The organism is Rossellomorea marisflavi (assembly GCF_022170785.1).
Taxonomy (GTDB): Bacteria; Bacillota; Bacilli; order Bacillales; family Bacillaceae_B; genus Rossellomorea; species Rossellomorea marisflavi_B.
In genome coordinates, this window is the sequence record NZ_CP081870.1 from 2,046,512 (window position 1) to 2,060,358 (window position 13,847).

The window sequence follows — 13,847 nt, forward strand, 5'->3', positions numbered from 1 at the left end:
GTTTACACAATGTTCCAGTGCAGGATCAGGCATTGGATGATCAGGGTGTAAGACCTTACATATGAATGTACGAGAGGGGAAACAAACATGAAAAAATGGTTGATTGCAGGATTGGGACTTTCACTTGCACTTGTCGGTTGTTCCAATGCCGATGAAGACAAAAAGGAAAGCACAAACAAATCAGAAGAAAAAGCAGACGCTAAAGGCGATCTAATGGATTACTACTTGAACCTTACCACAACTGTAAATGGTGTGGATGGAGATTTGAACGCGTATGAGGGTGCGATTGCAGGCGAAGAGCCACCTAAAGGCGATGAGCTCAAAACCCTTCAAGACGCTGCTGCAGCATCGGCTACAGAGACAGCCACAGCGGTAGAGGGAATGGACATCCCGAAAGGACTGGAAGACCAGAAGGCAGACTTGGAGAAATTCCAATCTACCCTAGCTGAATCATACAAAATGAAGTCGGAAGAATTGGCGAAAGATGATGCCAACACTGAAGAAGCCGACAAGAAATTTACGGAAGCAGAATCTCAAATTTCCAAGATCCTTGAAGATGAAGGACTATCAAGCCCAAGTCTTGCAACTGATCTTAACGGTTAATACAGAAGGGACCTCCTATTACAGGAAGGTCCTTTTTTTGTTTCAAGGGTACCTTCAATCTGCAAAGCTTCCTATAGTAAAGGAAAGGAGGTGCTCAAGATGGATGCGTTCATTTCATTCATATCGGAAGTCGGTTTTCCCATCGTCGTAACCATGTATCTGCTGTATCGGATCGAAACCAAGCTAGATGCTGTCATTACCTCGTTGCAGACGCTGCCCGACCGGATGAAGGATTGAAAAGGGGGAGTGATCCCCTTTTTGTTATGGCCTCCTGCTGATAGTGGGACAGGGGCTTGTACTGTCTGATATAATTTGAGATAACAGATTACGAGAAAGGAAGAGATCATGTGAAGTTCATACATACTGCCGACTGGCATCTCGGCAAGCTTGTGCACGGTATCTATATGACAGAAGAACAGCGCTACGTCCTGGACAGGTTCGTTGAGCTTGTAGAGGGGGAGAAGCCGGATGCCGTCGTCATCGCCGGTGATTTATACGACCGCAGTGTCCCTCCGACAGAAGCAGTCGAGCTGCTGGATCAAACCTTATACAAAATCAATGTGGATCTGAATACCCCCATTGTGGCCATTTCAGGTAACCACGATAGTGCAGAAAGGCTGTCATTCGGTTCTTCGTGGTATAAACATAGCGGTTTTCACTTGAAGGGGAAGCTGACGGACGATTTCACCCCTGTGACGATCAACGGAGTGCATTTTCACTGTGTACCTTACTGTGAGCCTGGTACGGTCAAACATCAACTCAAGGATGAACGTATCACTTCTCACCATACGGCCATGGAAGCAATCGTATCGCGCATCAAAGAAAATCTGGGGGATGGACCCAATGTACTGGTCGGACATGCTTTTGTACTTGGCGGCCAAACCACTGATTCAGAAAGGATATTGTCAGTGGGAGGTTCAGGGTGTGTCGGGGCTGAATTATTTGATGCCTTCGATTACACGGCTTTGGGACATCTTCACAGTCCTGATGCCATTAAGCATGATAAAATCCGCTACTCGGGGTCCTTGATGAAATATTCATTTTCCGAAGCGGCCCAAAGAAAATGCGTCACCATTGTTGAGATGGACCGTGATGGGGAATTTCAACTGAAAGAGAAGATCCTTAAACCCCGTAATGATATGAGGGAAATTGAAGGGTATCTGGATGAGCTCCTCGATCCCGCTTTTTATACAGAACAGGAAGTGGGGGATTACCTCAAAATAACTCTGAGAGACCAGGGAGCCCTGATCGACCCCATCAATAAATTGCGTCAAGTATATCCAAATGTCCTTCATCTGGAACGGAAGATTGAACGTACAGACGAAAAAAAGAAGCAACTCGTACGTCTACAGCAACATAAACAGACATCGGGTATCGACCTGTTCAAAGACTTTTATAACGAAATGACCAGCAGTGAATTTACTCATGAAAAAGAAGTCCTCATCCAAAAGGTCCTGGAGAAAGCCACAAAGGAGGTTGAAGCACGATGAAGCCATTACAGCTGACCATGCAGGCTTTCGGTCCATATGCATCCAGGGAAGTCATCGACTTCAGGGAACTGGAGAATCGGACGATGTTTGTCATCTCCGGTAAGACGGGTGCAGGAAAGACGACGATCTTCGATGGGATTTCATATGCCATATACGGAAAAGCAAGTGGGGAAGACCGCAATCCCGTTGATCTGAGAAGTCAATTTGCCAAGGAAGAAGAGTTGACGGAAGTGGAGCTTCTATTCACCCTGCGTGGAGAAACCTATAGAATATGGCGTTCCCCGCAGCAAGAGAAAAAGAAGGCAAGAGGAGAAGGATTCACGACTATGAATGCACGCTCGGAGCTTTATCGACTCGGTGGCGATGGAGATGAACTGCTTGCGGCAAATGTGCGTGAGGTAGACGAAAAGATCCGCAGTATGATTCAACTCGATGCCAACCAGTTCCGTCAAATCCTTATGATTCCACAGGGAGAATTCAGGAAGCTTCTCACTTCGGACAGTAAGGATAAAGAAATCATCCTTCAAAGGCTTTTCCATACTGAATTGTACAGAGCTGTCCAAGAACAACTGAAGGAAGAAGCCGACCTCCTCAAGAATCGGGTATCTTCCTCCGTTGAGGATCGCACCCGGGAGTTATTGAACATTCGTTTTGTTGACAATGAAAGCATGCGAGAACTGCTCCTCTCCGATCCCCTGAAGGATCAGGCCATTATGGAGCTTCTCCCGGCCCACATCGATTCATTGAACGAGTCAAAGGGTAAGATCGAAGTGGAACTGGTGGGAATCCAAGAAAAAAGGGATGCCCTCCAACGGGAACTTGCCGAGGCCAAGTCACTGGACGAGCAGTTCAATTTAAAAGAAACCCTCCTCGAGAAGAAAGGAGAACTGGAAGGGGGTAAACCCCGTATAGAGCAGTTGGAAAGGGAAATCAAACTGGCCAACTATGCAGCTCTCCTTGTACAGCAGGATGATTACTGTAAAAAACTGAACAAAAAGCTGAAAGCGGAAGAAGACATACTCCAGCAGCTTACGGACGCGAAGAAACAAATTGATGCCCGTCTCGTAAAGGCCAAAGCGTATTTTGAAGAAGAGGCAAAAAGACAGGAAGAGCGTGATCAGGTGGCACGTTATGTGCTGGAACTTGAAGGAATGGAAAAACAGGTCCAATCCATCGATGACCTTCAAAGGAACACAGCCAAGTTGAAGCAAGAACAGGATCAGTTCCATTACAATGTCCATACCACAAAAAAACAGGCCGACGGTGTCAGGGAAGGAATCAAAGAACGGGAAGCTGAGCTTGAAAGGGAGGATGAACTATTTAAAGAGATTCATGGTGTCGAAGAGACTATCCGTGAGAAGAAGGAAAAGCAGGACCTTTTAGAAGAGTTGTCCAGCCTTTTTCAAAAGGAAGAAGCACTATTGAATTCAGTCAGGGCACTCAGGAGGGACGAGGCTTCTAATGATGCCCGTTTGTCCGATGCACGGTCCACCTTCCTTTACCTTGAGGACAAACGTAATTCCGCTCATGCAGACCGGCTCGCGGCTCTGCTGGAAACGAACCAGCCCTGTCCGGTCTGCGGGTCCCTTCACCACCCTGAACCTGCAACAGGTCAATCAGAATTACCTTCAGAATCAGAGTTGGAGGCAGCAAGGGAAGCAAAGGAAGCCCTCGAGGAAGTGAAAGGGAGGCTCTCCATCGAAATCGGCCGGGAAGAAGGCAGGCTACAAGGAATCCAGGATCAGTGCCGGGACAGGTCTGAGCGCTTGAAAGAGCGGATGGGTCCATTTGAACGGGATGAAATCCAAGTGAAATCACAGGAGAATCGTGAAGAAATCATTAACCTCAGCTTAAAACTGAACCACTTGAAATCACGTGAAGAGAGGGTGAGGGTCCTTAAAGAGGAAGTGAAACATCAGAGAGTGAAGCTTGAAGAACTCCAAAAGGTGATCCTAGACGCTGAGAATCAACTGGAAAACGCAAAATCTGCGTATGTTACCTCTCATGCGAAACTGGTGGAGATCACCTCCTCCATACCGGAGAATCTTCGCTCCCCTGATGCATTCAGGACCGAATTATCCAAAGCCAAAAAACAAAAAGAAGAACTGCAACGCGCTCATGAGCTGGCCCAAGAAGCCTTTAACAAACTTCAAAACGAAGAACAGATCAAACAAGGGCAGATTGCGGATAAACAACAATTGCTCACTTCCTTGCAGGAAGAAATGAAGGAAGAAAGGCAACATTTCAAAGATATGTTGGATAAGCAAGGCTTCAAGGACTATGGTGCATATATAGAAGCCAAAAGAAATGAAGAACAAATCCTTCATCTTACTGATCAGGTGAGAAAGCACGGAGAAGAAATGCGGTCGGTCCATGATCGTCTGTCTGACCTCATGAAGCATCTTGATGGGAGGGAACGTCCTGACCTCGAGTCCTTGAATCAAAGCCTCATCCTCTGTACCGAAGAATGGAAAACGGCCAATCAAGAACTTAATCGCATTCAGACCGATATATCCCAGAATGAAGGAATCTTTCATAGGGTCAATGACATCAATGAAGGAATCAAGGAACTTGAGGCACAATATCTTACCGTGGGTCACCTGGCGGAAATCGCCCGTGGACAGAACACGAATCGTATTACGTTTGAACGGTATGTACTCGCTTCTTTCCTTGAAGATATCTTATTGGTGGCAAATGACCGACTGAGGAAGATGACTTCGGGCAGATATGAGTTGATCAGGAAAAATGACAGAAGTAAGGGGAACGTGCAGAGCGGGCTTGAGCTGCTGGTTTTCGATCAGTTCACAGGACAGGAGCGGCATGTGAAGACCTTATCTGGTGGAGAGAGTTTCAAAGCGTCCCTCGCATTGGCGTTGGGGCTTGCTGATATCGTTCAACAGCATGCAGGGGGAGTGTCCCTTGAGACCATGTTCATAGATGAAGGATTCGGTACCCTGGACCCTGAATCACTTGATCATGCCATCGAAGCTCTAATGGATATTCAAAGCAGCGGAAGACTCGTCGGGATCATATCACACGTCCCTGAATTGAAGGAACGCATCGATGCAAGACTTGAGGTCATTTCTTCCCAGAATGGGAGCCACACAGAATTCAGGATTTCAGGATAGGAGGATGTATGATGAAGCGGGTGATCGGAGTAGATGCAGGCAGTACGTTGACCAAGCTTGTTTATGAAGAGGATGGAAGAATGCACTACAAAAAATTCCCTACGTATGATCATCTTTCAATCCGGAATTTCCTTAAGCTTGGTGCTGCTGATTCAGTGGTGGTGACAGGTGGAAGGGCAGACCTGTGGAGGGAAGCGCAATGCGTCCCTCTTCATGAATTTGATGCCGTCACACAGGGAACCCGTGAGCTGCTGAAACTTCAAGGGAAATCCCTGGAAGAGTTCATATTGGTGAATATCGGAACAGGGACATCCTTCTTCCAAGTGAAAAAAGACGAGTATGAACGGATGTTAGGCAGTGGGATCGGCGGTGGGATGTTCATGGGATTAGGCACGAGGTTAACAGGGGTGACCGACTTTCAGGAACTGGCGAGACTTGCCGGAGGAGGTACACGGCATAATGCCGACCTTCTCGTCGGGGATATATACAGGGAAGAAGAGGTGGGCATCGCACCGCATTTGACGGCGGCAAATTTCGGGAAATCTCCTTCTTCCACTGAAAGCCCGGGAGATCGACTGAGATCGTTAACGAATATGATGGCGGAAACCTTAATCCTTTTATCAATGAGCATCGCCACCCATTTGCCCAAGCCCGTACTTGTGTTTGTCGGAAATGGTGTGGAGGGAAATGCAGCGCTTCAAGCAGATTTGGGAAGTTTCAAGGCATGGTTAGGGTATGAGCCTGTATTCCCTGATAACGGTGGGTATGCAGGAGCCATCGGATCCTATATCAAAGGGTTGAATTCACAAAATGGTCAATGATAATCAGCTGGCGGTGATTGTATTTGTACCCATTCTTTACTAACATAGAATGTGGAGAACAGAATCAGAGGGGGTATGGCTTTGAAAAGGAAAGCGTTTTTATCGGTAATCGGACTTATCATGATCCTTCTGTCAGCTTGTAGTAACAGCGGTTTCCAAGCAGATACCAATTATAAAGTGGGGAATTTTTCATTCATCAATCAAAAGGGTGATACCGTGTCCTTGGATGATCTGAAGGGAAAGGTGTGGATTGCTGATTTTATCTTCACCAATTGTGAAACGGTCTGTCCACCGATGACATTCAATCTCACCAAGCTTCAAAAGGAACTGAAGGATGAAGGGGTAGAGGATTATCGCATCGTATCCTTCAGCGTTGATCCCGAGAATGATACGCCCGAGAAATTAACGGATTACATAGGCAACTTTGAAGCAAATACCGATAAATGGGATCTTCTTACAGGCTATGAATTCGACAATATTAAAAATCTGGCCGAGAAATCCTTCAAATCGGTCGTGGCCAATGTATCAGATTCGGATCAAAAGATACATGGGACCAGTTTCTACCTGGTTGACCAAGAGGGGACCGTCGTGAAAACCTATAGTGGGAATTCGGATGTTCCATATGATGAAATGGTTTCAGATATGAAAGCCCTTATAAAAGAAGGGAAAAAATAAGCCTGATTAAGGCCGACACAAATGCATAGTAGACATAGTAAAACCCGAACTGTATTTGCTTGAGAAAAAGCAGAATAGGTCGGGTTTTTATTATGCTGTGTCATCGTTTCTAGCGTTCGATCGATGTGCAAGATTTAGTCCTGAACGGAAAACATCAGCGATAGGAAGTACCTATACGGATCCTGTCCGTCATGAAGTGATACCTTTTTAAATCTGTCTCATGAAAGATATTTCTATCATGGTGTGGACTGTCATAGACTGGATAGTGGACGACGTGGTAAAAGTGGCCGATTGCGGTTTCGGTATGATAGAGTAATGAAGATAGTTTGAAAAGCGCAGGTGAAGGAACATGAGGAATAATGGTATATTTATTGTGGATTGTCTTATAACATTCTTTATTCTACTTTGGGGATTGAATGCTTTTTTGAATGGAGAAGTCATTAAAGGGAGCTTGTTTGTACTATGTTTTCTCATCATGGCCGGAGTGTTCCTTTTTCGCTTCAGGCAGAAGAAATGAGGATGGTGATGGAGTAATATGATGGAGCTTTGGCGTTCATTCGGCTGGTCGGTGCCGATCTTGCTTACGGCCGCCACCGCCTTGATCATGATCATCATCACGAATCAAGGGCGATCCCGAAAGAGGGATCTTCTTCCGAAAGTGTTCACGATTCTCTCAATCGGTGCCGTCTGCCTCCTGACATTGACCCCTCTGGATGGACCGAATATATCGGAAGGACAAACCAATTTTGAGCCGTTTTCAAACTTGAAGTTGAATCTCCATGGGGCGCACATTGAAGTTCCAATTCGGAATCTATTGGCTAACGTCCTTTTGTTCGTCCCGTTCGGTTTTTTCGCAGCCTGGTGGATGAAACGGAAAAAGGCATTGTGGTGGAAAGTGACGGGTGCTGGAGCACTTCTATCCTTGATCATTGAAGTATGTCAGTATGTGTTCCCTCTCGGAAGGGCGACAGATATCGATGATTGGATGATGAACACCCTGGGTGCCTTGGTGGGGGTCCTCTTGTTTCAGGTCGGCAAGAGCCTATATAGAATAGTAAAGAACAACTGGAGAAGGGGAAGGCCGTAGACTACGGCCTTCCTTTCTTATGTATCACGCCCCTCCATAAGACAAATGCTATAGGAAAAAGGAGGAGGGATAAAATGAAAAAATGGATGATTTGGATTCTGAGCCTCTGCCTGTTCCTATCGTATTTACTCTGGCTGATGAATGTGGATGTGAAAAAAGGAGCGGCAGAATATGAACAAAATCATCCACCGGTCCAGACGTCCTTTTATCATGGTAAGGCATCCATTTTGAATGATGGAAAATCATTTTACTCTTCCTTAACAGCAGATGTGGAGAAAGCCAGTCAATCCGTGAGCATTCATTTCTTCATCATACGGGATGATGAAGTGACCCGCCCCTTCTTCTCTTTGCTACAAAGAAAGGCAGAGGAAGGAGTAGATATTCGGTTATCGGTGGACGCGATCGGATCAGATATGAAAGGCAGGACGATCGAAGGATTGAAAGCAAGCGGGGTGAAATTCCTCAAAAGCCGATCCGTCAAACCGGAACATATATTTTATCGGCTGCATCACCGGAACCATAGGCGCATTATCGTCATTGATGATGCCATCACCTATATAGGTGGATTTAATCTGGGTAAAGAGTATATTGGGAAAGATCCCGACCTTGGCTACTGGAGGGATTATCATCTTCGGATCGAAGGTGGTGTTTCCAGGGAAGCTTCCCTTCAATTTAATCGTGATTGGAAAGAAGATGGTGGCAAGGGAAAGCAACTAACAGAAGGGAAATCGACCATACGTTCCGGGGATTCCCGTTATTCTCTGCTATTCAGTACAGGTGGGGATCTGGAAGGACGGATGATTGATTGGATTGATGACGCAGAGGAAAGCCTGATTGTCGCCACTCCCTATTTCATTCCGACTGATTCCCTCATGCACTCTCTGAAACGTGCCATTTCGAGGGGAGTGGATGTGAGCATCCTCGTCCCGGATGAGACTGATGCCTGGTTCACGAAGCCACCAGGTTATAAAATCGAAAAAGAGCTCCTGGAGGCAGGAGCAAGTGTATATCTGTATGAGAAAGGCTTCTTTCATGGGAAGGTCATGATCATCGACCATCAGTGGGCAGACGTTGGAACAGCAAATTGGGACCCGCGAAGCTTGTTCCTGAATGACGAAAGCAACTGTATAATCAAAGGGAAGAAGGCAGCAGAACTCGAACAGCTGGTTCTGAAGGATATGGAGGATGGCCGCCGGCTGTCATTCAAGGATTTTGAAAGAATTCCCCTGTGGCAAAAAGGCCTCCAATACACACCAAAGTGGGTTTTTCGCTACTTTTAGAAGGGAATGTGTTACAATGTATAAATGGTTTTTTCTGCCCGTGATCAATTGTCGGGAGCAGAAAGAAGATTGAAACGCAACAAAAGGAGAATATGAATGGACTCGGCAGTGATATTTGATATGAATGAAACATTTATGAGAGAGGACGACATGAAAGAGGTGTGGAAAGAAGAAGCTCCAGAGCTTATTCACTATCTATCCGCAAGCGGGTATAGGATATTGGCCGTGAACTGTCCGATGATGAAACAGGCGAAGGATTATTTTCATGAACTTGGCTTGCTGGAATATGTAAGTGATTTTTATGATAGGGATGCATCTCTTCCCTTAGAGTTGACGGACTCTTCCAAAGGAATCCTTGTGGGAGGAACTGGAACAAAGCTCTCAGAGATGGACTGTATGACCATCTGTATCGGGGATCTGTCTTCACAGGATGGGGCGGATGTTTTTCTAGAAAGGCCGATACAACTCAAATCCTACTTAGAGGCGATAAGGGAAGGGGTACAGTATGAAAGAAAAGGAGATACTCTCCATATTCAATGATCGATACGATCGTATCGGAAGCGCTGATCGTGAAGAGATCCACTCAAAAGGATTTTGGCATGAGACGTTTCACTGTTGGATTGCCTTCCGGGATCAAGGAAGGGACATGGTTTATTTTCAACTGAGAAGCATGGGGAAGAGGGACTTTCCTGGTCTGCTCGATATAACCGCAGCCGGGCATCTCTTGGACCATGAGGAAGTTTCGGATGGGATCAGGGAAGTCTATGAGGAGCTTGGGCTTGCGCTTACATTTGAAGAGCTTAACCCTCTGGGAGCGTTGAAAGAGGAATTGATCGATGGGCCACTGATCGATAGGGAATGGACGAATGTTTTCCTTCTTGAACAGCATGTCCCATTTGAAGCATTTCATCTTCAAGAAGAGGAAGTGGTAGGGATATTTGCTGCCGGTCTTGATGATGTGGAGAGTCTGATCAAAGGCGGGAAAGATTCCATCCCAGTGGACGGATTCAGGATTCGAAAAGGGAAGAAGGAATACATCAGCTCAAAGGTAGCGTGGGAAGCATTTGTTCCACACGAATCCTCTTACATGCTGCAGGTGATTGATCGCATACGTGATAGATTAAGAGAGTAATCCTACATATTTTTATAGAGAAAGAGGGAAATGACTTGAATGGAACGGCACATATGACAGTGGGAGCGGCTGTCGGTTTCATCATTGCCCAAACGTACGGTGCGGATGCAGTCGATACTGCCTCACTTGTCGCTGCAGGAGGGGTGTCTGCGCTTATTCCGGATCTTGATGTGAATGGCAAGCTCAGCAATAAAGTGACTTTCTCCTCCAAAATGGTGAGGTCTGCGGTCCAGGTGGTTTCATTGTTTGTGATGCTATACAGCTACTTAGAAGGAACGGGAAATGAAAGGTGGCTTGGGATCGGGTATGGTGTTCTCATCCTGATCTTCTCGACATTCATCACTCAAAGAAGGATGCTCACCATCACCGGCATTGGGATAGCTGCCTGCGGTTTTCAGCTTGATACATCATGGATGTGGCTGATGGGTATCTACGTGATCATCGCCTCGTTGGTTTCACACCGGACGTATACCCATTCCATCCTGGGGATCATCTATTTTTATTTCGTGGCTCTTGCATTTCAGGGTGCTGTGATGGTGGATGGCTTGTTTCAGGCAGCCATGATCGGCTATATCAGCCATCTGATCGGGGATATGAAGTTTCTCCCATTCAATAAAAAGGGAGTGAAACTTTTTCTTCCCCTCTCTTCTAAAGAAATTTAAAATGATGGAAAAGATTGACTGGTCGATCCTGATTCTGTATGATAATGAAAACGATAGTTGAGCGTCGATGAAGAGTAGTAAACGGAACAGATGCCCCAGAGAGCTGATGGTTGGTGTGAATCAGTGCATATGGCCGTTGAATGGACTTTGGAGCTTCCCGAAATGGGCGGATTTCCCACCGATAAAAGGGAGTCCGGCGGTGGATGGTCACCGTTGGCCGATAAGCGCATGCTTGATGCATGAATGAAGGTGGCACCACGGGTCTCCCGTCCTTTTCCGAGGACGGGGGGCTTTTTTGTTTATAGAGAAATCAATGTCATCAGCATTTAGAGAAGCCGACAATCACAGGGGGGAAAGACTAAAATGAAACAAAGGGTGTTAACAGGTATCAAGCCTACAGGGAGAATTCATTTAGGGAACTACGTGGGTGCCATCAAGCCTGCACTGAAGCTGGCGGAATCTAAGGAATATCAGGCATCTTACTTCATCGCCGACTATCATGGGATGACCAAGGTACAGGATGCGGAAGAGATGAGAAACCTTACAAGGGGGATTGCAGCAGCGTGGCTAGCACTGGGTCTTGACCCTGAAAAGGTGACGTTTTATAGACAGTCTGACGTACCGGAGATCTTTGAACTCACATGGATCCTCTCCTGTATTACGCCAAAAGGACTCATGAACCGCGCACATGCCTATAAAGCCATGACCGATGGCAACAAGGGGGCTGGACAGGAAGTTGATCATGGTGTGAACATGGGTGTCTACACATACCCTGTCCTCATGGCATCCGATATTCTGTTATTCCAAGCAGACAAGGTCCCTGTGGGAAAAGATCAGCTACAGCATATCGAAATTGCCCGCGATATTGCCGGATACTTCAACAAGCAGTACGGAGAAATCTTCAAACTTCCTGAACATTTCATCCAGGAGCAGTCGGCTGTAGTACCTGGTTTGGATGGAAGGAAAATGAGCAAATCATACAATAATACCATTCCCCTTTTCGAAGAACCCGCCAAACTGAAGAAGTTGATCAATAAGATCAAGACCGATTCTTCGCTTCCGACAGACCCTAAGGACCATGATCAATCTGTGATTTTCGCTTTGTACAGGGAATTCGCCTCTCCGGAAGAGGTCATCGTGATGAAGGACCGGTTCAGGGATGGAATCAGCTGGGGAGAGGCGAAAGCGGAACTGTTCCACGCCATCAATGGAAAAATGACCGGGCCGAGGGAAAGGTACTTGGAACTGATGGACTCTCCGGAAAAGATGGAGGCTGTACTGGCCCGCGGAGCACAACGGGCAAGGGAGACAACCGCTCCTTTTCTGACAGAAATCAAGAAGAAAATAGGGATTCTTTAACGCGAACCCATCCCTTTAGCTTAAATCAAAAGCCCGGACATCCTTATTACCAGGAAGTCCGGGCTTGGTCGATTTAATGGGTGAGCTTCTTTACGGCTTCAGAATCACTTTGATGTTACCATCGGATTTCTCGTCGAAAATTTTATACCCTTCGCTTGCCTGTTCCAGAGGAAGCGAGTGGGTGATGATATCAGTCGGGTCAAAAGCTCCGTCTTCAATCATGCTGTAGAGTTTTGGCATCAGATGAATCACTGGAGCCTGTCCCATTTTCAGGGAAACGTTCCTGCTGAAGAAGTCACCGATCGGAAAACCATTTGCCTCAGTCGCATAGACGCCCGTCAACTGAACAGTACCGAACTTGCGTACCGCCTGAGAAGCAGTGATGATAGGACGGATCGTGCCGAACTGATTGTCAAAATCAGATCCGAATGATTCACCGGAAGCAACAGTCCCGTCCATCCCGACGCAGTCGATCACGACGTCTGCTCCTCCATTCGTATCTTCGTGCAACAACTGTCCGATGTCCGGATTTCCCGAAAAGTCATAGATTTCTGCTCCATTCGTTTTCTTGGCATGATCAAGGCGATGCCTTACCTGATCAACGGCAATGACTCTTTTTGCCCCTTTTAACTTGGCGAATTTTTGAGCCATGAGTCCGATTGGACCACTGCCGAGGATGATGACGGTATCACCAGCCTTCACACCGCTGTTCTCAACGCTCCAATAAGCAGTAGGAATGACATCTGAAAGGAAAAGCACACTCTCATCAGAAAGTTCACTTTCTTCGGGGACTTTGAACGAGGTGAAATCTGCGTAAGGGACCCTCAGGTATTCGGCTTGTCCACCAGGGTAATTCCCGTTCATTTCGGTAAAACCAAAAAGCCCGCCGACTTCACCATGGGGGTTCGATTCATCACATTGACTTTCCATCTGGTTCTGACAGAAGAAGCATTCTCCGCAGCCGATATTGAAAGGGATCACGACACGGTCTCCTTTTTTCAATGTCTTGACGTCTGCTCCCACTTCCTCGACGATTCCCATCGGTTCGTGACCGACCACATAATCCCGTGGTGGTTCGATTCCTGCCTTATATAAGTGCAGGTCCGATCCGCAAATTCCGCTTGCCGTGATTCTTACGATCATATCTGTGCTTTCCTGGATATCAGGAGCCTCTACTTCCTTCACCGACATGTTTTCTTTGCCTTGGAACGTTACTGCTTTCATCGATGTCACTCCATTCATATTTTGTATGATTATTGTAGTTGTTTAGACGTAATAGGGGTGAGGTAAACCTAAGAACTGCATTTCATCGTCATCCACCTTTTCTTCATAAAAAAGTGAATGCGGTGAAAAATGCATCTATGACCATGAAAGAAGTCTGAGTTTTGGTTAAAATTCGTCAATTCGCATTGACATTTTCCCTTTACTGGTATAAATTATGGGAAAGCCATTAAACAATCATATACGCAATTCTTATCAAGAGAGGTAGAGGGACTGGCCCGATGACACCTCAGCAACCAGCCATGAACAAGGTATGGTGCTAATTCCAGCAAGCTGATACAGGCTTGGGCGATAAGAGGGACTTAACCATTCAAACCTTCTTATTCGTA

The 13,847-nt window shown here is 46.4% G+C and carries 13 protein-coding genes, 1 riboswitch and 1 other annotated feature; of the genes, 12 read left to right on the forward strand and 1 reads right to left on the reverse strand.

Translation table 11 applies throughout. The features are described 5' to 3' along the window. Window positions 1–87: 87 nt before the first annotated feature. The 12 genes from K6T23_RS10765 to K6T23_RS10820 all read left to right on the forward strand — a co-directional run bounded on the left by K6T23_RS10765 (window position 88) and on the right by K6T23_RS10820 (window position 12,237). Window positions 88–603 carry a hypothetical protein gene (locus K6T23_RS10765; RefSeq protein ID WP_238284310.1) on the forward strand — a complete coding sequence of 172 codons (516 nt, stop codon included), beginning with the start codon at window positions 88–90 and terminating at the stop codon, window positions 601–603. 99 nt (window positions 604–702) lie between these two features. Beyond that, window positions 703–840, forward strand: coding sequence for a YvrJ family protein (locus tag K6T23_RS10770; protein WP_048004508.1), 138 nt, complete (start codon window positions 703–705; stop codon window positions 838–840). 110 nt (window positions 841–950) lie between these two features. After that, entirely contained in the window at window positions 951–2,093 is a 1,143-nt protein-coding gene (locus tag K6T23_RS10775; RefSeq protein ID WP_238284311.1) for an exonuclease SbcCD subunit D, read from the forward strand. Next, entirely contained in the window at window positions 2,090–5,221 is a 3,132-nt protein-coding gene (locus K6T23_RS10780; protein ID WP_238284312.1) for an AAA family ATPase, read from the forward strand. The genes K6T23_RS10775 and K6T23_RS10780 overlap by 4 nt, the downstream gene beginning before the upstream one ends. An 8-nt stretch (window positions 5,222–5,229) precedes the next feature. Next, window positions 5,230–6,042: an acetate and sugar kinases/Hsc70/actin family protein gene (locus K6T23_RS10785; RefSeq protein WP_238284313.1), complete on the forward strand. Its 813-nt coding sequence runs from the start codon at window positions 5,230–5,232 to the stop codon at window positions 6,040–6,042. A gap of 81 nt (window positions 6,043–6,123) precedes the next feature. Continuing rightward, complete coding sequence (locus K6T23_RS10790; protein WP_238284314.1) at window positions 6,124–6,717, forward strand: SCO family protein; 594 nt, start codon at window positions 6,124–6,126, stop codon at window positions 6,715–6,717. A gap of 535 nt (window positions 6,718–7,252) precedes the next feature. Next, the gene (locus tag K6T23_RS10795) at window positions 7,253–7,804 is read left to right on the forward strand and encodes a VanZ family protein (protein ID WP_082529712.1); all 552 of its coding nucleotides are present in this window, start codon (window positions 7,253–7,255) and stop codon (window positions 7,802–7,804) included. 74 nt (window positions 7,805–7,878) lie between these two features. After that, entirely contained in the window at window positions 7,879–9,084 is a 1,206-nt protein-coding gene (locus K6T23_RS10800) for a phospholipase D-like domain-containing protein (protein WP_238284315.1), read from the forward strand. Between the two features lie 108 nt (window positions 9,085–9,192). Next, window positions 9,193–9,624, forward strand: coding sequence for a hypothetical protein (locus tag K6T23_RS10805; protein WP_238284316.1), 432 nt, complete (start codon window positions 9,193–9,195; stop codon window positions 9,622–9,624). After that, a complete protein-coding gene (locus tag K6T23_RS10810; RefSeq protein ID WP_079516025.1) occupies window positions 9,590–10,216 on the forward strand; it encodes an NUDIX hydrolase in 627 nt (208 codons plus the stop codon). The genes K6T23_RS10805 and K6T23_RS10810 overlap by 35 nt, the downstream gene beginning before the upstream one ends. 53 nt (window positions 10,217–10,269) lie before the next feature. Further along, a complete protein-coding gene (locus K6T23_RS10815; RefSeq protein ID WP_238284317.1) occupies window positions 10,270–10,878 on the forward strand; it encodes a metal-dependent hydrolase in 609 nt (202 codons plus the stop codon). Window positions 10,879–10,933: 55 nt separating this feature from the next. Beyond that, window positions 10,934–11,155, forward strand: a binding site (T-box leader). 86 nt (window positions 11,156–11,241) lie between these two features. Continuing rightward, window positions 11,242–12,237, forward strand: a complete 996-nt coding sequence (locus K6T23_RS10820) for a tryptophan--tRNA ligase (RefSeq protein WP_238284318.1) — start codon at window positions 11,242–11,244, stop codon at window positions 12,235–12,237. Window positions 12,238–12,327: 90 nt separating this feature from the next. Here K6T23_RS10820 and K6T23_RS10825 read toward each other — a convergent pair whose 3' ends face one another. Further along, window positions 12,328–13,461, reverse strand: coding sequence for an alcohol dehydrogenase catalytic domain-containing protein (locus K6T23_RS10825; RefSeq protein ID WP_056536876.1), 1,134 nt, complete (start codon window positions 13,459–13,461; stop codon window positions 12,328–12,330). A 246-nt stretch (window positions 13,462–13,707) separates the two neighbouring features. Further along, a riboswitch (SAM riboswitch) is annotated at window positions 13,708–13,816 on the forward strand. Window positions 13,817–13,847 lie beyond the last annotated feature (31 nt).